Source organism: Stenotrophomonas sp. Steno-Z10-BAI (assembly GCF_056393115.1).
Genome location: NZ_JBWJOZ010000001.1, coordinates 1,057,698 through 1,075,877, shown reverse-complemented (window position 1 = coordinate 1,075,877; position 18,180 = coordinate 1,057,698). Strand labels below are relative to the sequence as shown.

The following is an 18,180-nucleotide window of genomic DNA, read 5'->3' as shown; positions in this document are numbered from 1 at the left end:
GATCCACGTCAATAGTGAAGGGGAAATGTTGGATTCGGAGGGCAATAAGCACGTCCACCTTAACCACAACGTTCTCATCGAGATCGGGGCTGCAATCGCTCTCTTCAACAAGCGGGTCATCTTGCTCGTGCAGAAGGGAGTTGCTTTGCCGTCGAACCTTCAGGGGTTGTATCGCTGCGAGTATGAGGGAGACAAGCTCGACTACGATGCGACCATGAAGCTGCTGAAAACGTTCAACGAGTTTCGGGCGAAGGCCTGAGTGTTTCGGCATCTGGGGCGTGGCCGGGGAGATGCTTAGCGATGGCGACCGCCACAGCGGAGCTCACTGAAGCAAGCCTAGGGTTGGTGTCGTGCGGCGTTGAGTCCGGAAAATTAGTGCTTGGCGGACGACATGCCTCGCGGCGACGCTGGCTCAGCCACAGCTGAAGGCATGCGAATTTTTGCACTAGACGGGATCACCTGAAAAGGAGGCGACATGGCTACTGTGACTTATCCGTGCTACTGGGAGAAGAAGGACGCGAAGGGACATTGGTATTGGGTCTACTACGCGTCGAATGGACTTGCTATCGCTCGTAGTAGTGAATCCTACGTCGCGAAGGCGGATTGTGATCGCTCCATCCAAATTCTCAAGGGATCAGCAACTAGCCCGGAGTTCTACCAGAACTGATACGAGTCGGGACTGTCTCCCTCTGAAGTGTCACCTTGCGCATCCTAAACAAGTGCCAAGGCTCGAGGGAGGCTCCATGACTGACGGCCGACGGGAGTAGCGGGAGTTTGCCGGCATCCCAGACGCTAGTCACCTCGAAATGCCTGGGAACGCTGAAGCTGGTTCCTCTGGTCAATGGACCACCGTCCGGCGTGCCTAGCTAGCGACCACCGGCACATGGAGCGTCGCCCGCTGCCATAGATGTCTAACGAATTCAACAGGTTATCATTCTTTCCAAGCTGGCTTCTGTCCCGGCGGCCAACTTTTGCTGTAAATTTCTGGCCAACTTGTGGTCACGCCCACAAACCGCACTGCCGATTCGCAGGTGCGACAGCTTCTTCCATAGTCACGGCGACGCACTTCTTTTGTTGAGAAGGTGATTTGCGAGTTCCTTGCCGCGGCGCAATTGGGCGCCGTCCAGACCAGCTGCGGCATTGTTCAAGAACGAGGCGCCATAGCGACTTGAACCTGTGCGGAAGTATGCTTCCGCGTATGCATAGGCCATGACCGGGTCTTTCGAGGCCAATGTGCCGTTCTTGTAGATGTCGCTCAAACGCACATATGCGTTCGATTCGCCGGCCGCTCCCGCGGACTCGAGGAATCTAACGGTGTTCTGCTTGTAGTCACGGATCAGATCCGGATCCAGCGAGTTATGTTCGTCTTCAAAAATCCTCGAAGCGTATAGCGCGTAATCGAGCTGGGCGCGGATGTTTCCATGCTCGGCGGCATGGGTGATCGCGGTGAACACCTCTTCACGACTCAGCGGCTCAAGCCAAAGATCCTTGCAGAGCTCGTCGGTCGTACTCCTGACGTGACCCGTGGTGGCGGAGGCCTCGCGATCAATCTGACAACGCAGATTTGTTTCAACCAGTTCGTATGTCGTCGTGGCACTGGCATCGTTCCTGACAACGCGACAATCATGACAGACGCCACTACAACTACCTTGCGTTTCATCGTGTATCCGGTCCCCTGAAAACCCAGCGTCGGCTGAGCTTAGATTTATAAGGCATCTGCTGCTCTCAGCATGCTGCGGCCAGGATCAGATGCCAACACCCATGAGCCCGTGGGCAGTGCGTCATTGAAGGTTTCACCGGAAACTTCTGTCGCGACGTCCTGCACTGGGCATGAAATCGCATGGAATAGGAATATACAAAAATAGAAGCACGGCACATTTCGTTTTTGTTAAGTGTGTGTCAACTATCGTTCCGCCCCGGTTTGCGGCGCCAGTAATGGCTTCACCGATTTCGCGATTTAGTTTTTCGCATCGCTTCATGTGCGCTTGCCGGTCGTGCGGCGCAGCTTTCCATCGGCCACGTGTCGATGGCTTTCAGAGAGGTTGATTCATGAAGTTTCTCATTATCCCGGCAGCCCTTGCCGCGACATTACTTGTGTCCGGATGCACAACCAGCAGCTGGATCCAGGCGGCCGGTGGCGTGATGCAGGCAAAGGATGACTATGACAAGCAGGCGCGCAACCAGCGCATCCGCGACGCCAACGCGGCGGCAGCGCGTGCGCGCCGGCAGTGAGCGCCGCCCCCATGACCAAGGCGATCCTGCTGGCGTGTGGTGTCTGCGCGGGTCTGTCCGCATGCATGCCCAGCGTTCTTCAATATGACCGCGGCAATCCGGTCGTGATCAGTTCGCTGCAGCAGGGGGCGACCCGCGAGTCAGTCCTGAGCGCCGCGGGACGGCCGCTGGATGCAATGGTGGTGCCCGGCATCAACGGCGTCTGCTACAACTATCTCCTGCGCAACCGCGGCAACACCTCGCCCTACTATGTGGTCTTCAACGCGCAGGGGCGCGTCGTCAACGCAGGCTATATCGCCTGCGAGAAGGCTCTCGCCGCGGGGTACCTGGATTCCAGTGAGCCAATCAAGCCGCGCTACTGATTGAACGACAACGCGATGCGCACGCGCGTCATCGCAACAGCGATGGCGCCTGGTCGATCCGCCACGCACCATTCAACGCGAGCACCACCGCGAACCTTCCGCACAGCAACACGTCGGCCTCGTTGTTCTCGCGCAGGTAGCGATCCGCCCCCGGCAGCATGAGTACCTCCACATCGCCGATGAAGTCATGCCGCTCGTGATGCCGGGCGCGCACCATCACGCGATACGGCCCGCGAAGTGTGCGCACTACCGGCCGGCTGCCTGCGGCCCGTGTCGCCTTGATCAGATCGATCACGTTCCCGCGCGGCATGCGCCAAACGATGCGCTCGGGTTGGCCGAACCACTCCAGCGCTTTCGCCTCGCGGGTGTGCAGTGCGCGCGTGGGTGGCATGCGACCTAATGCCAGTGCTGCGCGGCGGCTGCGCAACGCACTCCACAGCATGCTGCCTACGATGAACAGCGCGGCGGCCATCAGGTACACGAACACCAGCCCGAACCACGGTGAGCTGTTGGGGATACCGAACAGCATGGCAAAGAAGATGAGCAGCAATACCCCCGTGATCCACTCGACCGTGTTGTTTCTTGTCGCCATGCCGGATCCCTTGAGTCACCCCGCAATACCCGGGGAGCCGGCCATTCTGACCCGGCAGGGGGCGCTCGTCAGCGGTTGGGTGACTTCTTTCGCAGGCTGAGGACGACGATGGCGATCACCGCTGCGATGGCGACCGGGATGAGCATCAAGCCGCCGATGATGATCCAGTGGTAGATACTGAAACTGCCCATGCGTAAGACCTTCCGTTGGTTGCTTCAATCCTACTATTTTTGTCCGTAGGCGGCATCGGGAACTGGGTGCTGGAGCCCATAAGCCGGAAAGAACGCTCGCACAGCGCCTTTGGACCCCTATGCCATCCGGCACGTGGCCGGCGCCGCATCTGCCTGCTAGAAAGGCTGTCACGGACTTCCCCGGGGGTGATGCATGAAGCAACGCGTGTTGTCGGCCTGCGTGATGGCCCTGACCCCGTTCTGCGCCCAGGCGCAGATCGACCTGGCGAACCTGGACAAGGACATGGTCGGCCCACGCACCGACGTCCTCGTGCTGGGCAGCGTCCACCTCAGCGAGCACGAGGCCTTCGATCCCAAAGCACTGTATCCGCTGCTGGACAGGCTCGCAGCCTTCAAGCCCGGCTACATCACCATCGAAGCCATCAGCGGCGAGCAGTGTGACCTGGCCAAGCGCCATGCGGCGGTCTACGGCGATGACTACTGCGCCAGCACGGAGACCGCGAAGACCGCTACGGGGCTGGATGTGCCTGCCGCGATCGTGCAGGTCAACAAGACGTTCGCAACCTGGCCGGCGTCGCCCACGCCTGCGCAGCGTCGCCAACTGGCCGCCCTGTTCCTTGCCGCTGGCGAACGGGCGTCTGCGTACGTGCAGTGGCTGCAGCTGCCCGTGGCCGAGCGACGCGCGGGCGATGGCCTGGATGGCACCCTGGTCGAGCTGCTCAAGCAGATTCAAGCGCGCAAGAACGAGAGCTACCAGATCGCCGCGGTCCTGGCCGCGCGGCTCGGCCTGCAGCGCGTGTACGCGGTCGACGACCATACCGGTGACAATCATCAGATCGCGGACCGCAAGGCGTTCAGCGCGGCGCTCCAGCAGGCGTGGAGCGGGTATGGCCCCACGTTCGATGCCATGACGGAACGCGAAGCGGCCTTCATCGCGTCCAACGATCTGCTCTCGCTGTATCGCAGCGTCAATGAGCCCGCGGCGCTGCAGGTGCTCGCCGAGTCCAACGTGCGCCCGACGCTGGCCGCCGTGTCACCGCAGCACTACCCTCAGATCTGGGTGCAGGGCTGGGAGATCCGCAATCTGCGCATGGTCGCCAACATTCTCGAGGTCGTGCGCGACCACCCGGGCTCCCGCGTGCTCTCCATCGTCGGCGCTTCGCACAAGCCTTGGTTCGATGGTTGGCTGCGGCAGGTCTCGGGGGTGGATATCGTGGATGCACAGGACGTTCTCAAGGAGTAGGAGGGCACCGCCCGCGGCCCCCTCCACGCTGCCTCAGAACCGATAGCCGATTTGCGCACCGACGATGCGCGGGCGGTCGATGGGACCGTAGTAGTTGCCGTCACGGCCGAACGCCAGGTTGTCGAAGATCAACCCGTTGATGCGCCGCTTGTTGGTCAGGTTGTCGACGTACACGCGCGTGCTCCACGGCCCGGTTTCGTAGCCGAGCTGTACGCCGAGGATGGCCACCGCCGGTTGGTAGGCGCGATTGCGTTCGTCCAGCGCCATGCGGCCATTGAAAGAGGATTCCACGCGCGCGAACAGCCCGGAGCGGTGCTGGTAGCGTGCGGCAAGATACGCCGTGTACTGCGGAGTGAGTTTGACGTCGTTGCCGGCCAGACTCTCATTGACGCCGACGAACAGCTTGCGGTACTCGGCGTCGACGTAACCCGCATTTGCCATCAGCGTCAGGCCGGGCAGGACCTCCAGCGCGCCTTCCAGCTCCACACCGCGCGAGCGGATGGATGCATCCGAGCCTACGTAGTCGGAGGAGATCGGCCGGCCGTTGGCATCGGTGGCCAGCTGGATCTCCTGCCAGTTGTCCGAGGTGATGTGGAACACCGCGCCACCGATATGCCCGCGCCCGTTGAGCACGTTCTTCTTGAAGCCGAGCTCGTGGCTCCACATCATTTCCGATTCGTAGCGCAGCACTTTGTCGTTGACCACGTCGCTCTGTGCGGCCGCCAGATTGAAGCCGCCCGGAATGTAGCCCTTGGCGGATGCGGCGTAGAACGAGAGCGTGTCGCTGGCGTCGTAGCGCAGTGAGACGCGCGGGAGCGTGGCGGTGAACGTATGTGCGAGTTCGGCATCGCGATAGAACACCAGCCCGCCCGGGCCAAGGTCGAGCGTGCCTTCACGCTGGCGGGTGGAACGCTTGGCCTGCTCATGGCGCAGACCGAGGCTGGCGGTCAGTTTCGGCAGCGAGGGTGGGGTGTAGCTGGCGGTGCCGAACACGCTGTAGTCCTGGCCATCCGAGCCCTGCAGCGGTGCGAGGTCATAGCTGCCCAGGCCGCGCAACGGCGGGCCGACCAGCGTGCCCAGGATGGAGTCCTTGTGGTGCCGGTAGGTGGAGATGCCGGCGATGTAGGTCAGCGCTTGATCGCTGGGGGAGCTGAAACGCAGTTCGCCGTTCCAGCTGTGCTGCTTGTCGTAGATGCGGCCGGCCAGCGCGGGCGTCGCAGTCATGTCGAAATCGTAGCCGGCGGAGGTGTCTTCCTCCTGGCGATATGACAATGCCGCATCCAGGGTGCCGCGGGACAACTGCCATTGCGCGCTGGTCCCGGCGACGGTTTCGTTCTTTGTGGTGCGCTTGGGCGCATCGTTGATGTAGGTGAAGTCACCGGTACGACGGCCGCCGTTGTAGAGATCGCCGTAGGTACGGTTATACAGGCCGACATCCAGCGGCAGGTACTCGTACTCGAACATCCCGGGTGCACGCGTGCCCAGGTGGTAGGCGATCGCGTTGATGGCCAGCGTATCGGTCGGCTCCCAGCGCAGTTTGCCTTGCAGATAGGTCTCCTTGACCTTGCCGTTGACCCCGTTGAAGGGCGTGAGGTTCTTGAGGTGGCTGTCTTCATCCGAGGCCATGAACGCCACCGAGCCGAACAACCGGTCGCTGTTGCCCAGCGCGCCGCCGAGGAAACCATCCACGCTGCTGCCGTGGCCGTTGCCGAACGAGGTGACGCCGACATTGACCTCGCCCTCGGTGGTTGCCGACGGTGCACGCGTGCGCACCAGTACCAGGCCGGATTCGCTGTTGGCGCCGTAGAGCGTGCCCTGCGGCCCGCGCAGGATCTCCACCGACGCCACATGGTTCAACACCGCGTTGCTCAGCTCGCGGAACGGAATGCCATCGATATAGACCGAGGCCCGGTTGACCAGAAACGGGTTGGACTCGATGCCGCGAATGGAGATGAACATGTCGCTGAGCTGGCCCATCACGTTGAACTTCACGTTGGGGGCCAGCTTGTCCAGGTCGCGGAACTCGGTGACGTGCGCTTCTTTGAGTGCGTCGCGGTTGAGCACGGTGACCGACATGTCGCTCTTGAGGTAGGGCGTATCGCGTTTGCTGCCGGTCACCATGATGCCGTCCAGCTCGGTGGCCGTGGCGGGCGGGGTGGATTGGGCCTGGGCGGGCGCACTGGGCAGCAACTGAAGCGCGGCGAGCACGGCGCCGGCAAGTACAGCGTGTTTCACGAGGAGCCTCTGGGGTGGTGGCGCGCACCACGGTGATGGGGAGGAATCGCGAATGTTATTGTGTAACAATCAGGTGCCGCTGCTCCATTTCCGGAGCGGCCGCTCCAGAACGGGACACCCGATGACCTGCGCCTTTTCCTCACCAACGACTGCCCTGGCTGCACGCGTGGCGTCCGAAAGTGGCGGTCCGCTGGACGCGTGCGTGGGCAATGCCGACGGCTCGGTGCTGATGCTCCGCCATACGTTCGCCGCGGCGCAGGGCGCGATGGGTGAGGGCAGTGCGTTGCGCATCGGGCTGCTCACGGCGGGCGGTGGCGCGTTGTATCAGCGCACGGCGCTTGGACGCATCGCGCAGCCCTGGCGGGCAGGCGCGTTCACTGTGGTGTTGCCGGACTGCCCGGGCGAATTCCGCAGCCCAGCGCTGGCGCTGCTGGGCCTGGCGATCGACGCGCGGCATCTGCAGGGTCGCGGTGTGCGCGTGGAGCAGCTGCATTGGGCGGCGTCGGCGCTGCAGGAGGACCCGGTGATCGCCTCGGTGATGGGGGCGTTGTGGCACTGCGCCGAAGCACATGCCGGTTCTGCCGCGTTCTTTGAGCACGGTGTCGACCTGGTGCTGAAGCGGTTGGCGGGTCTGCCGGTTGCGGCGCCCGCGACGCGACGCGCGTTGTCGCCGACGCACCTCAAGCGCGTGCAGGAACTGATCGATGCCCATCTCGGCGACGATCTGGGCGTTGCCCGCATGGCGCAGGAAGTCGGGCAGGAGGCCAGCGGATTCAGCCGCGGCTTCCGGATCGCAACCGGCATGACGCCTTACGCGTACCTCACGTGGCGCCGGATGGAGGCGGCCAAGCCGATGCTGCTGGCCGGCCGCAGCGTCACCGAGGTCGCCTTGGCGATGGGCTATGCCAACCCCGGCAAGTTCGCCGCGGCGTTCCGGCGGGTGACCGGGCAGGCACCGTCGCGCTGGGCAGGCAACGCGCGAGGTGAACTGGCGGCCCGTGTTTGAGACCATCGGAGGACTGCGCTATCCTGCGCGCCGCTTCCGCTGCCCCGGCAGGACCCCTGTGATGACGCCACCCTGATACCGCGTTGACGACGCGCCGGCCTCTGCGCTGGCTCAGGGAGTGCTTTGTCTTCATCACACAACGCGCCGTGCGCATCGCCGGTGCGTGGAGTCTGTCCATGTCTGTGTCCTACCCGCTGCGCCAGCAATGGCTCGGCAACATCCGCGGTGATCTGCTGTCCGGCGCCGTGGTTGCCCTCGCGCTGATTCCCGAAGCGATCGCCTTTTCCATCATTGCCGGGGTCGACCCCAAGGTTGGCCTGTACGCCTCGTTCTGCATCGCGGTGGTCACCGCCATCGCCGGTGGCCGGCCGGGCATGATCTCCGCCGCCACCGGCGCGATGGCGCTGGTGATGGTCGATCTGGTCCGCGACCACGGCCTGCAGTACCTGTTGGCTGCGACGATCCTGGCCGGGCTGCTGCAGATCGTCGCCGGCGCGCTCAAGCTCGGTGCACTCATGCGCTTCGTCTCGCGCTCGGTGATCACCGGCTTCGTCAACGCGTTGGCCATCCTGATTTTCCTGGCGCAGTTGCCCGAGCTGATCGGGATGCCATGGACGGTGTACGCCGTATGCGCGGCCGGCCTGGCGATCATCTATCTGCTGCCGATGCTGACCCGCGCGGTGCCCTCGCCGCTGGTGGCGATCGTGGTGTTGACCGCACTGTCGATCTGGCTCGGCCTGGACATCCGCACCGTGGGCGACATGGGCGCGCTGCCGGACAGTTTGCCGGCCTTCCTGCTGCCGGACGTGCCGCTCACCTTGGAAACATTGCGCATCCTGCTGCCGGTCTCGGCCACGCTGGCGGTAGTCGGTTTGCTGGAGTCGATGATGACCGCGCAGATTGTGGAAGACATGACCGATACGCCCAGCCAGCGCAACCGTGAGTGCGCTGGCCAGGGCCTGGCCAACATCACCGCTGGGCTGTTCGGCGGCATGGGCGGCTGCGCGATGATCGGGCAGTCGGTGATCAATGTGTCCTCCGGCGGACGTGGCCGGTTGTCCTGCCTGGTCGCGGGCGTGCTGTTGCTGCTGCTGGTGGTCTACGGCGCGGATTGGGTCCGGCAGATTCCGATGGCCGCGCTGGTCGCGGTGATGATCATGGTCAGCATCGGCACCTTCCACTGGCGCTCGTTCGCCGAGTTCCGGCTGCATCCGAAAAGCTCCTCGGTGGTGATGCTGGGCACGGTGGTCGTCACCGTGGCCACGCACGATCTGGCCAAGGGGGTGCTGACCGGCGTGCTGCTGTCGGCGCTATTCTTCGCCCGCAAGGTGGGACGGATGCTGGACATCGCCGAGGCCGACACGGCCGACGGCACCCGTGTCTACACGGTCAGCGGGCAGGTGTTCTTCGCCTCGGCCGGGCAGTTCGCGGCGGCCTTCGACCTGCTGCAGGTGCCTGAGCGCGTGACCATCGATCTGAGCAGCGCGCACTTCTGGGACCTCAGCGCCGTGGGCGCGCTGGAACGGGTGACCGGCAAACTGCGCGCACGCGGGGCGCAGGTGGAGGTGATCGGACTCAACGCGGCCAGCCAGACGCTGGTGGAGCGGCTGGGGCGCGGCGAGCGTGGTGCGGGCGTTCACTGAACACGGTCAGGAAGCCGCGCTAAACATCGCGCCGATGACGCCGTTATCCAGCTGAGTCCCTTCTCTGGGCCAGCGCCGTCACGGTGCGGGCAGGCGGCATCTCCACAGGGCAGGGCGGTGGCACCGTGGCGTACGACGCGGTGACCCCCAGCACAGGACCAGCCCTCCCGGGAGTGGCGGCGGGCTGCCTGTGCTGATCCGACGTTGCATCGATCCCTGCTGGCCGCGCCGTGATTGCACCGCGTGCGTGCCGGCCCGCAATGGACTGCGTGTTTCCGTGGCGGCGCGTGACTGCGTCCGCCGGTATGCCCTTTTTCCGGAACCGCCCCCATGCCCGTGTCCCGCCCCACTGCTTCCAAGCGCCCTGGCAGCATCGCCAACCGACTGATGCTGGGTACGGCGTTGATCGCCATGCTCTGCTTCGGTGTCACCGCTGCCATCAGCTATCGCGAAGCCAGCGCGTCGCTGGTGGATGCCTCCCGCCACACCATGCAGAGCGAGGCCCAGGCCGAAGCGCTGCGGGTGAGTGGTGATCTCTCCAGTGCTTTCGCCACCAGCCAGGCGCTCGCGCAGAACCTGCTGGTGCAGCGCGCTGCGGGAACGCTGTCGCGGGCGACGGTGTCTGCGGTGATCCACCAGCAGGTGCAGGTGCACCCGGAATGGGTGGGCTTCGGCACGTTGTGGGAACCCGACGCCTTCGATGGCAAGGATGCCGAGTTCGTCGGCGCCGAGGCACACGATGACACCGGCCGGTTCATGAGCTACTGGGCCTGGCACGACGGCGCGCCGATGCAGGATGCGCTCACCGGCTATGACGTGCCCGGCGATGGCGACTGGTATCTCAAGCCGAAGGCGCTCAAGCGGCAGACCGTGGCCGAACCGTATACCTATGAAGTCGGCGGCCAGAAAGTGCTGATGACCACGCTGTCCACCCCGGTGATCGACCAAGGGACGTTCGTTGGTGCGGTGACGGTGGATTTCGCGCTGGCCGCATTGCAGAAGCACCTGGCCGCGCTGCGGCCCATGGAGGAAGGCCATGTGGAACTGATCTCGCCCGGCGGCATCGTGCTGGCCGCGAAGGACGCCAGCGAGATCGGCAAGCGTCGCGAGGATGCGCTGACTACGCAGGTACTGGCGGCGGTCAAGGCAGACAAGACCTTTGATGCCTTCGAGCCGGATGCGGCAGGCAACGTGAAAACCTACGTGCCGCTGCGCATCGGCGGCAGCGAAGAGCATTTCGCGCTGGGTGTGATTGTGCCGCATGCGCTGATCACCGCGCAGGCACGTGCGCTGCTGTGGATCATCCTGGCCGTTGGTCTGGGTGCGGCACTGGTGCTCAGCGGCAGCGTGTACGTGCTGCTGCGCCGTCAGGCGATCCGTCCGTTGGCCGATGCCGTCCGCCTGTCCGCAGAGGTGGCCGAGGGGCGTCTGGATACACCGCTGCCGCCCGCGCGTAATGACGAAGTCGGCCGCCTGCTCGAATCGATGCAGCGCATGCGCAGCCAGCTGCGCGCGGTGATGGCCGCGCAGGGTGAGATGGCCCAGCGACATGAGGGGGGCGAGCTGAGCTACCGCATGGACGCGCAGACCTTCCCGGGCGAGTACGGCAAGATGGTGGAAGACACCAACCAGCTGGTGGGCGCCAACATCGCGGTCACGCATCGCCTGGTCGAAGTGATGCAGCGCTACGCGGTCGGTGACCTGAGCCAGGACATGGACCGCCTGCCCGGCGAGCAGGCCGCCTTTACTGCTGCAATGGATACCACCAAGGCCAACCTGCGCGCCATCAATACCCAGATCGGGGATCTGGCCGGGGCGGCGGCGGTGGGGGATTTCAGCCAGCGTGGCGATGTGGTGCGCTTTGACCACGACTTCCGCGCGATGGTCGAAAACCTCAACACCATGATGCAGGTCAGCGATGACAACCTGCAGCAGATTTCCGCGCTGCTGCGTGCCATTGCCGCGGGTGATCTCACGGCGCGCATGCGCGGCGAGTTCCATGGCGTGTTCGCGCGGATGCGTGACGATGCCGATACCACGGTAGCGCAGTTGACCGACATCGTCGGCCGCATCCAGCAGGCCACCGGCAGCATCAACCTCGCCGCCGGCGAGATTGCCGCAGGCAACAGCGACCTGTCGCGCCGCACCGAGCAGCAGGCTGCCAGCCTGGAAGAGACCGCCGCATCGATGGAAGAACTCACCTCCACCGTACGTCAGAACGCGGACCATGCCGTGCAGGCGAACCAGCTCGCCGCGGGCGCAGCCGATGTGGCGTCGAAGGGCGGTGAGGTGGTCGGCCAGGTGGTGACCACCATGGCGGGCATCGAGGCCTCGTCCAAGCGCATTGCCGAGATCATCTCGGTGATCGACGGCATCGCGTTCCAGACCAACATCCTGGCACTGAACGCTGCGGTGGAAGCCGCCCGTGCCGGCGAACAGGGCCGGGGTTTCGCGGTGGTGGCCACCGAAGTGCGCGCACTGGCGCAGCGCTCCGCCGGGGCGGCCAAGGAGATCAAGACCTTGATCGACGACTCGGTCACCCAGGTCAGCGCGGGCTCGGCCCTGGTGCAGACCGCCGGCCGGACGATGGAAGAGATCGTCACCGGCGTGCGCCGGGTCAACGACATCATGGCCGAGATCTCGGCAGCCTCGAAGGAACAGTCCGCCGGTATCGAACAGGTCAACCAGACCATCACCCAGATGGACGAGACTACCCAGCAGAATGCCGCGCTGGTGGAGGAAGCGACGGCGGCCGCGCGCGCGATGGAAGAGCAGGCGCAGCAGCTGGGCACGGCGGTGGCGATCTTCCGCCTGCAGGCCAGTGCGGCGGCGGCGGGCACACCGGCGCGTCGTGCCACCCCCGCGCGGACCGCTGCGCGCGTGCCTGCGGCGGCAGTGGTCGGCGAGGACTGGCAGACCTTCTGATCCGGACCGGCGCGCCGGCAGGGCCGGTTCACCCGGTGCTCACCGCCGGGCGTTGGTAATCGGCGCTATTCTGTTTGCCGATGGTGAGCACATGACCTCTCGTTCCGACCGGCTCGGCCTGACCGCGTTGACTGCCCTGGTGGTCGGATCGATGATCGGCGCTGGCATCTTCTCACTGCCACAGAACATCGCGCGCAGCGCCGGCCCGGGTGTGGCCTTGATCGGCTGGATGATCAGCGGCCTGGGCATGTTGATGCTGGCCTTCGTGTTCCAGAACCTGGCCAACCGCAAGCCCGAGCTGGATACCGGTATCTATGCGTACGCGCGCGCCGGGTTCGGCGATTACATCGGCTTTTCCGCGGCGTGGGGCTACTGGGTCTGCTCGCTGCTCGGCAATGTCAGCTACTTCGTGCTGATCTTCAGCGGCCTGGGCTATTTCGTGCCGGCCTTCGGCGAGGGCAATACCTGGCAGGCGGTGGCATGCGCCTCCGTGCTGCTGTGGGCGATGCACGCAATGATCCTGCGTGGCATCCGCCAGGCGGCCCTGGTCAATGCGGTCGTCACTGTCGCCAAGATCGTGCCGATCGTGGTGTTTCTGATCATCGCCGCCGTGGGCTTCAAGGCCGATATCTTCACCGGCGAGTTCTGGGGCACGGCGGAACTGGGCAGCCTGGGTGAGCAGCTGCGGGGCATGATGCTGATCACGGTCTGGGTGTTCATCGGCATCGAGGGTGCCAGCATCTACTCGCGGCGCGCGGCCAAGCGTTCGGATGTCGGGCGCGCGACGATCATCGGGTTTGTGTGCGTGCTCGCGCTGCTGATGCTGGTCAATCTGCTGTCGATGGGCGTACTGCGCCAGGAGGCGCTGGCACAGGCGCGCAATCCCTCGATGGCCTTCGTGCTGGAGGCCATCGTCGGGCCCTGGGGCGCCACGTTGATCATCATCGGCATGATCGTCTCGGTGCTGGGGGCATTGCTGGCATGGGTGCTGCTGTGCGCCGAAGTGCTGTACGCGGCAGCGGGGGATGGCACGATGCCGGCGTTCCTCGGGCGCGAGAACGCACGGCAGGTGCCCGCCAACGCGCTGTGGCTCACCAACGGGCTGATCCAGCTGTTTCTGATCATCACCCTGTTCAGTGCAGGCACCTATACCAGCCTGGTGCTGCTGGGGGCATCGATGAGCCTGGTGCCGTATCTGTTCTCGGCAGGTTACGGTGCATTGCTGGCGCTGCGCGGGGAAACCTATGGCGGACAGCCCGGGCTGCGGGTCCGCGATCTGCTGGTGGCCGGTCTGGCCACGGTATACGCGCTGTGGCTGGTCTATGCCGGTGGGCTGTCACAGGTGCTGCTGTCGGTGTTGCTGTACGCCCCGGGCATTGCCATGTTCGCGGCCGCCAAGCACCAGCATGGGCAGCAGCTGTTCACCCGGGCCGAGCAGGTGATCGTGGCGGCCGTGATCGTCGTTGCCGGCTGGGCGGCGTGGGGCCTCTACCAGGGTCATCTGCACCTGGCATGACCGCGCCGGATCGGCTCAGCCTTCCCGGTTGCCGCGCGCCACCAGTTCGGTGAGCAGATCGATCTGCTGTTGTTGCTGTTGCAGGACCTGCAGCAGGATCTGGTTGCTGACCGTATCGACCTTCTCGTGCAACGCCATGATCTCCAGTTCGGCCTTGAGGTTCACTTCGTAATCGTAGCTGGCCATGCGCTGGTCTTTTTCCGCCTGGCGGTTCTGGCTCATCATGATCACGGGCGCCTGGATCGCGGCCAGCATCGACAGCATCAGGTTGAGGAAGATGTAAGGGTAAGGATCGAACGCGGTCGCACCGAGCACCTCGGTGTTGAGCACCACCCAGATCAGCAGGGCTGCGCCGAACAGCAGGATGAAGCGCCACGAGCCGCCGAACCGCGCGACCTGGTCGGCCAGCCGTTCGCCGAAGGTGGATTGCTCGGCCAGGCGCTGGTTGGGATCGTCGATGACCGCCTGGCGGCCGATGACGCGTTTGGCGATCGCGTCCAGGTCATGGGTCTGGCGGCCCAGCCACCGGGCGGCTTTTTCCAGTCGTTCGCTGTTGGGATGCGTGGACATTGCGGACTCCGGCGGACAGGTGCGGGCAGGGTGAGCCGCGGTGGGAGAACGCGTGGTGATGATGTGGCTGCTTCACGCTCCGCCGGAGGCTGCCGGTGGTGTCTGGAAACCGCGACGCCCCAGCCGCAGCGCCAGATGGACCAGCACGATCAACACCGGCACCTCCACCAGCGGCCCGATCACGGCGGCGAACGCGACCGGTGAACCCAGCCCGAAGGCGGCAATCGCTACGGCGATGGCCAGTTCGAAGTTGTTGCCGGTCGCGGTGAAGGCGATGGCGGTGGTGCGCGGATAGTCGCGTGCGATCCAGCGGCCCATGAAGAAGCTCAGCAGGAACTGCACGAAGAAGTAGATCGTCAGCGGGATGGCGATGCGTACCGCATCCAGCGGAATGCGCACCAGATCGCCGCCCTTGAGGCTGAACATCGCCACGATGGTGAACAGCAGTGCGACCAATGTGATCGGGCTGATGGCGGGCAGGAAGCGCGTTTCATACCAGTCAGCCCCGCGCACCCGCAGCAGCAGTCGTCGCCCGAGATAGCCGGCCGCGAAGGGAATGCCCAGATACACCAGCACCGCGCCGGCGATGGTCCACGTGCTGACATCGATCACGCTGCGCTGCAGCCCGAACAACGGCGGCAGCACGGTCAGGAACAGCCACGCATAGACGCTGAAGAAGGCGATCTGGAACAGCGAGTTGAACGCGACCAGGCCGGCCACGTACTGATTGTCCCCGCGCGCGAGCTGGTTCCAGACCAGCACCATCGCGATGCAGCGGGCCAGGCCGATCAGGATCAGCCCGGTCATGTACTCCGGCCGGTCGTGCAGGAACAGTGCGGCCAGCGCGAACATCAGCACCGGCCCCACCACCCAGTTCTGCAGCAGCGACAGCGCCAGCACGCGCTTGTCGGCAAAGACGGCGGGCAGCGCCTCGTACTTCACCTTGGCCAGGGGCGGGTACATCATCAGGATCAGGCCGGCGGCGATCGGCAGGTTGGTGCCGCCGATGGTCATGGCGTCCAGCGCGGCGGGCAGGCCGTCGAACAGGGTGCCCAGGGCCACGCCAACCGCCATCGCCGCGAAGATCCACAGGGTGAGCCAGCGGTCCAGGAAGGACAGGCGTGGCGTGGCAGGTGTCGTCATCGCGATGGGCCCGGCAACCAACGGATCAGCACGACGGCGCGCATGGGCCAGCGGAACCGCAGTCCGCCTCGCCGGCGCAGCAGTTCTCGGTGAGGTAGCCGATCAGGCCGTTCATCGCCTCGAAGTCGGCGCGGTAGCAGATGCTGCGCCCACGCGGCTCCGCGCTGACCAGACCGGCCGCGCTCAGTTCCTTGAGGTGGAAGGACAGCGTGGCACCGGGCAGGCCGAGGTCGGCGGCGATTTCCCCGGGCAGGCGGCCACCCCGGCCGGCCTGGACCAGCAGGCGGAAAACGCTCAGGCGGGTGGTATGCCCGAGGGCGGCCAGGGCGTGGGTTGCAGTTTTATGTTCCATGTTTCTAGAATAGTCGAACAATTAAGCCGGAGCAACCTCATGTCCTTGCTGCCCAACCTGACCTGTGCGGCGGTCGATCTCCCGGATCCCAGCCGGTTCGCCGGGCCCGCCAGTGCCCACCCGCCCCGGATCCTGGTGCTGTATGGATCGCTGCGTCCCCAGTCCTACAGCCGCCTGTTGGCCAGGGAAGTCGAGCGCTTGCTGCAGCACCTGGGCGCCGAGGTCCGTCTGTTTGACCCACACGGACTGCCGCTGGCCGATGCGGTGGACGCCGATCACCCCACGGTCCAGCAGCTTCGCGCCTGGTCGCAGTGGTCCGAAGGCCAGGTCTGGATCAGCCCGGAGCGCCACGGCACCCTCAGCGCCGTGTTCAAGAACCAGATCGATTGGCTGCCGTTGTCCGAAGGCAGCGTACGCCCCACCCAGGGCCGCACCCTGGCGGTGATGCAGGTGTGTGGCGGCTCGCAGTCCTTCAACGTGGTCAACGCATTGCGGGTGCTCGGGCGCTGGATGCGGATGGTGACGATCCCCAACCAGTCTTCGGTCGCCAAGGCCTGGCAGGAGTTCGATGCGCAGGGGCGGATGAAACCCTCGGCGTACTACGACCGTGTCGTGGATGTAGTGGAGGAGCTGGTCAAGTTCACCCTGCTGGTCCGTGACAACAGCGATTACCTCACCGACCGCTACAGCGAGCGCAAGGACGACGCGCAGGCGGCGCAGCTGGCCCGCGATGCCGGCGTGGTGGAGCCGGCCGCGACGCTGCCGCTTGCCGTGGGAGACCGCGCATGAAGGCGGTGATCTATCACAACCCGGCCTGCGCGACCTCGCGCAATGTGCTCGCGCTGATGCGCCATGCCGGCGTGGCGCCGGAGGTGGTGGAGTACCTGCGCACCCCGCCGGATCGCGAGCGTCTGATCGCACTGATCGCCGCTGCCGGCCTGCAGGTCCGCGATGCGCTTCGCCAGAAAGGCACCCCGTATGCCGCACTGGGCCTGGCCGATCCAACGCTGGACGACACCCGACTGCTGGATGCGATGCTGGCCCATCCGATCCTGATCAACCGGCCGTTCGTGCAGACCGAACTGGGGGTGCGCCTGGCGCGGCCCTCGGAGACCGTGCTGGAGATCCTGCCGCCGGTGCAGGCGCCGTTCCGCAAGGAAGATGGCGAGGTGGTGATCGACGCCCACGGCCGACGCGCCACAAAAAAGCCCGGTCAATGACCGGGCTCTTATCCACGCCTGCGTGCTGCCTTACCAGCGCATGCCGGCGAAGGGGTTCCAGCTGGTATCGCCCTTTACCTTTTCAAGGTAGTACGAATAGTTGGTGGTCAACGCGATCAGCACCGACCAGGCCACACCGATCGCACGGCCGACCACGTCCGGCAGGAAGGCCACGACGACCATCAGCACCAGGGTGATGCCCAGGATGGTCAGCGCCTTGCGCCACATGCCCAGGATCAGCAGGTAGATCCAGCTGAAGAACAGGGCGAAGAAGTTGAAGTTGACCTTGATCTTCTGGCCGAACGGCAGCGTCTTGTACGCGGCCTTGAAGGTTGGCGAATTAGGGGCGCCGTGCTGTTCGAAGAAGCTGAAGCGGAACTGCCACTTGGGGCTGTAGGGGGAAGCAGTGTTGGAATCCATATCCGAATCGTGTGTTGAAAACGATTACATGATAGCCGCAAGCTCTTGATCCGCGCCAATTTTTCGACGCTCTACATGCCGCCTGTCAGGGACTGCGCGGACCGTCACACATTCGTCCCGGTTTTCCGATAGGGTGCGCAATCCGCGCGGCAGGAAGCCCCGTGGGAAATGAGAAGTCAACGAGATGCCAGACCATGTCCATTGATGTGATGTCCCCCGAGCGCCCGCAAGCAGGGCCGCAGATTACCCCGTGCCCGGTTGCCACCCAGGCGCAACACCTGCTCGCCCAGCTGCAGTTTTCGCAGGTGAGCGCGCGCGCGCTGTCGCGCCCGCCGGTAGAGACCGACCTGGCCATCGCCGCCACCGCCGCCTGAGCCGCTGCCGCGCCTGTCAACGCTGCCGGCCCGACCCCCTCCAGGGCAGAAAAACTGCGCACCACCGGCGCCGCCTGATCCTGCGCAGGCGATGAGGACCGGTCGCGTTGCAGTAGGGGGCTGATCGGCGCCACCAGCAAGCTGAATGGGCAGAAG

Annotated in this window: 20 protein-coding genes; 12 read left to right on the top strand and 8 right to left on the bottom strand. The window is 64.9% G+C overall.

Going from position 1 to position 18,180, the window contains the following annotated elements:
- Together AC06E9_RS04895 and AC06E9_RS04890 are read left to right on the top strand one after the other, a co-directional pair.
- Positions 1-259, top strand: a 259-nt coding sequence (locus AC06E9_RS04895) for a TIR domain-containing protein (RefSeq protein ID WP_478055575.1), incomplete at its 5' end; no start/stop codon positions are given.
- 216 nt (positions 260-475) lie between these two features.
- The gene (locus tag AC06E9_RS04890) at positions 476-667 is read left to right on the top strand and encodes a YegP family protein (RefSeq protein WP_478055574.1); all 192 of its coding nucleotides are present in this window, start codon (positions 476-478) and stop codon (positions 665-667) included.
- Positions 668-1,052: 385 nt separating this feature from the next.
- On the opposite strand, the gene AC06E9_RS04885 is transcribed toward AC06E9_RS04890, so the two are convergent.
- Positions 1,053-1,454 carry a hypothetical protein gene (locus AC06E9_RS04885; protein WP_121040149.1) on the bottom strand — a complete coding sequence of 134 codons (402 nt, stop codon included), beginning with the start codon at positions 1,452-1,454 and terminating at the stop codon, positions 1,053-1,055.
- A gap of 595 nt (positions 1,455-2,049) precedes the next feature.
- Between AC06E9_RS04885 and AC06E9_RS04880 the strand changes: the two genes are divergently transcribed.
- Both AC06E9_RS04880 and AC06E9_RS04875 read left to right on the top strand, forming a co-directional pair.
- A complete protein-coding gene (locus AC06E9_RS04880; protein ID WP_121040147.1) occupies positions 2,050-2,232 on the top strand; it encodes a hypothetical protein in 183 nt (60 codons plus the stop codon).
- 11 nt (positions 2,233-2,243) lie between these two features.
- Positions 2,244-2,594 carry an outer membrane protein assembly factor BamE gene (locus tag AC06E9_RS04875; RefSeq protein WP_070471870.1) on the top strand — a complete coding sequence of 117 codons (351 nt, stop codon included), beginning with the start codon at positions 2,244-2,246 and terminating at the stop codon, positions 2,592-2,594.
- 28 nt (positions 2,595-2,622) lie between these two features.
- On the opposite strand, the gene AC06E9_RS04870 is transcribed toward AC06E9_RS04875, so the two are convergent.
- Together AC06E9_RS04870 and AC06E9_RS04865 are read right to left on the bottom strand one after the other, a co-directional pair.
- Complete coding sequence (locus AC06E9_RS04870) at positions 2,623-3,186, bottom strand: hypothetical protein (protein WP_147433871.1); 564 nt, start codon at positions 3,184-3,186, stop codon at positions 2,623-2,625.
- A 68-nt stretch (positions 3,187-3,254) separates the two neighbouring features.
- Positions 3,255-3,377 carry a Sec-independent protein translocase family protein gene (locus tag AC06E9_RS04865; RefSeq protein ID WP_259462124.1) on the bottom strand — a complete coding sequence of 41 codons (123 nt, stop codon included), beginning with the start codon at positions 3,375-3,377 and terminating at the stop codon, positions 3,255-3,257.
- Between the two features lie 193 nt (positions 3,378-3,570).
- On the opposite strand from AC06E9_RS04865, the gene AC06E9_RS04860 reads away from it, so the two are divergent.
- Positions 3,571-4,620, top strand: coding sequence for a DUF5694 domain-containing protein (locus tag AC06E9_RS04860; RefSeq protein WP_259462123.1), 1,050 nt, complete (start codon positions 3,571-3,573; stop codon positions 4,618-4,620).
- Between the two features lie 33 nt (positions 4,621-4,653).
- On the opposite strand, the gene AC06E9_RS04855 is transcribed toward AC06E9_RS04860, so the two are convergent.
- Positions 4,654-6,855 (bottom strand): TonB-dependent receptor, encoded by a 2,202-nt coding sequence (locus AC06E9_RS04855; RefSeq protein ID WP_121040141.1) that lies wholly within the window; start codon positions 6,853-6,855, stop codon positions 4,654-4,656.
- Positions 6,856-7,021: 166 nt separating this feature from the next.
- Between AC06E9_RS04855 and AC06E9_RS04850 the strand changes: the two genes are divergently transcribed.
- The 4 genes from AC06E9_RS04850 to arcD all read left to right on the top strand — a co-directional run bounded on the left by AC06E9_RS04850 (position 7,022) and on the right by arcD (position 13,945).
- Positions 7,022-7,861, top strand: a complete 840-nt coding sequence (locus tag AC06E9_RS04850) for a helix-turn-helix domain-containing protein (RefSeq protein ID WP_121040139.1) — start codon at positions 7,022-7,024, stop codon at positions 7,859-7,861.
- Between the two features lie 176 nt (positions 7,862-8,037).
- Positions 8,038-9,504, top strand: a complete 1,467-nt coding sequence (locus AC06E9_RS04845) for a SulP family inorganic anion transporter (RefSeq protein WP_121040137.1) — start codon at positions 8,038-8,040, stop codon at positions 9,502-9,504.
- A gap of 330 nt (positions 9,505-9,834) precedes the next feature.
- Positions 9,835-12,429: a methyl-accepting chemotaxis protein gene (locus tag AC06E9_RS04840; RefSeq protein WP_478055573.1), complete on the top strand. Its 2,595-nt coding sequence runs from the start codon at positions 9,835-9,837 to the stop codon at positions 12,427-12,429.
- A gap of 91 nt (positions 12,430-12,520) precedes the next feature.
- Positions 12,521-13,945, top strand: a complete 1,425-nt coding sequence (arcD, locus tag AC06E9_RS04835) for an arginine-ornithine antiporter (RefSeq protein WP_121040133.1) — start codon at positions 12,521-12,523, stop codon at positions 13,943-13,945.
- Between the two features lie 15 nt (positions 13,946-13,960).
- Here arcD and AC06E9_RS04830 read toward each other — a convergent pair whose 3' ends face one another.
- The 3 genes from AC06E9_RS04830 to AC06E9_RS04820 all read right to left on the bottom strand — a co-directional run bounded on the left by AC06E9_RS04830 (position 13,961) and on the right by AC06E9_RS04820 (position 16,010).
- Positions 13,961-14,515: a DUF1003 domain-containing protein gene (locus tag AC06E9_RS04830; RefSeq protein WP_478055572.1), complete on the bottom strand. Its 555-nt coding sequence runs from the start codon at positions 14,513-14,515 to the stop codon at positions 13,961-13,963.
- Between the two features lie 72 nt (positions 14,516-14,587).
- Positions 14,588-15,658 carry an ACR3 family arsenite efflux transporter gene (gene arsB / locus AC06E9_RS04825; protein ID WP_478055571.1) on the bottom strand — a complete coding sequence of 357 codons (1,071 nt, stop codon included), beginning with the start codon at positions 15,656-15,658 and terminating at the stop codon, positions 14,588-14,590.
- 25 nt (positions 15,659-15,683) lie between these two features.
- Positions 15,684-16,010 (bottom strand): ArsR/SmtB family transcription factor, encoded by a 327-nt coding sequence (locus tag AC06E9_RS04820; protein WP_121040127.1) that lies wholly within the window; start codon positions 16,008-16,010, stop codon positions 15,684-15,686.
- Between the two features lie 39 nt (positions 16,011-16,049).
- Here AC06E9_RS04820 and arsH point away from each other — a divergent pair, with 39 nt between their 5' ends.
- Together arsH and arsC are read left to right on the top strand one after the other, a co-directional pair.
- Complete coding sequence (arsH, locus tag AC06E9_RS04815) at positions 16,050-16,799, top strand: arsenical resistance protein ArsH (RefSeq protein WP_121040125.1); 750 nt, start codon at positions 16,050-16,052, stop codon at positions 16,797-16,799.
- Positions 16,796-17,230, top strand: coding sequence for an arsenate reductase (glutaredoxin) (gene arsC / locus AC06E9_RS04810; RefSeq protein WP_461769535.1), 435 nt, complete (start codon positions 16,796-16,798; stop codon positions 17,228-17,230). Before arsH ends, arsC begins: the two co-directional genes overlap by 4 nt.
- A 30-nt stretch (positions 17,231-17,260) precedes the next feature.
- On the opposite strand, the gene AC06E9_RS04805 is transcribed toward arsC, so the two are convergent.
- Positions 17,261-17,650: a DUF2628 domain-containing protein gene (locus tag AC06E9_RS04805; RefSeq protein WP_478055569.1), complete on the bottom strand. Its 390-nt coding sequence runs from the start codon at positions 17,648-17,650 to the stop codon at positions 17,261-17,263.
- A gap of 194 nt (positions 17,651-17,844) precedes the next feature.
- Between AC06E9_RS04805 and AC06E9_RS04800 the strand changes: the two genes are divergently transcribed.
- Positions 17,845-18,024: a hypothetical protein gene (locus tag AC06E9_RS04800; protein ID WP_121040121.1), complete on the top strand. Its 180-nt coding sequence runs from the start codon at positions 17,845-17,847 to the stop codon at positions 18,022-18,024.
- Positions 18,025-18,180 lie beyond the last annotated feature (156 nt).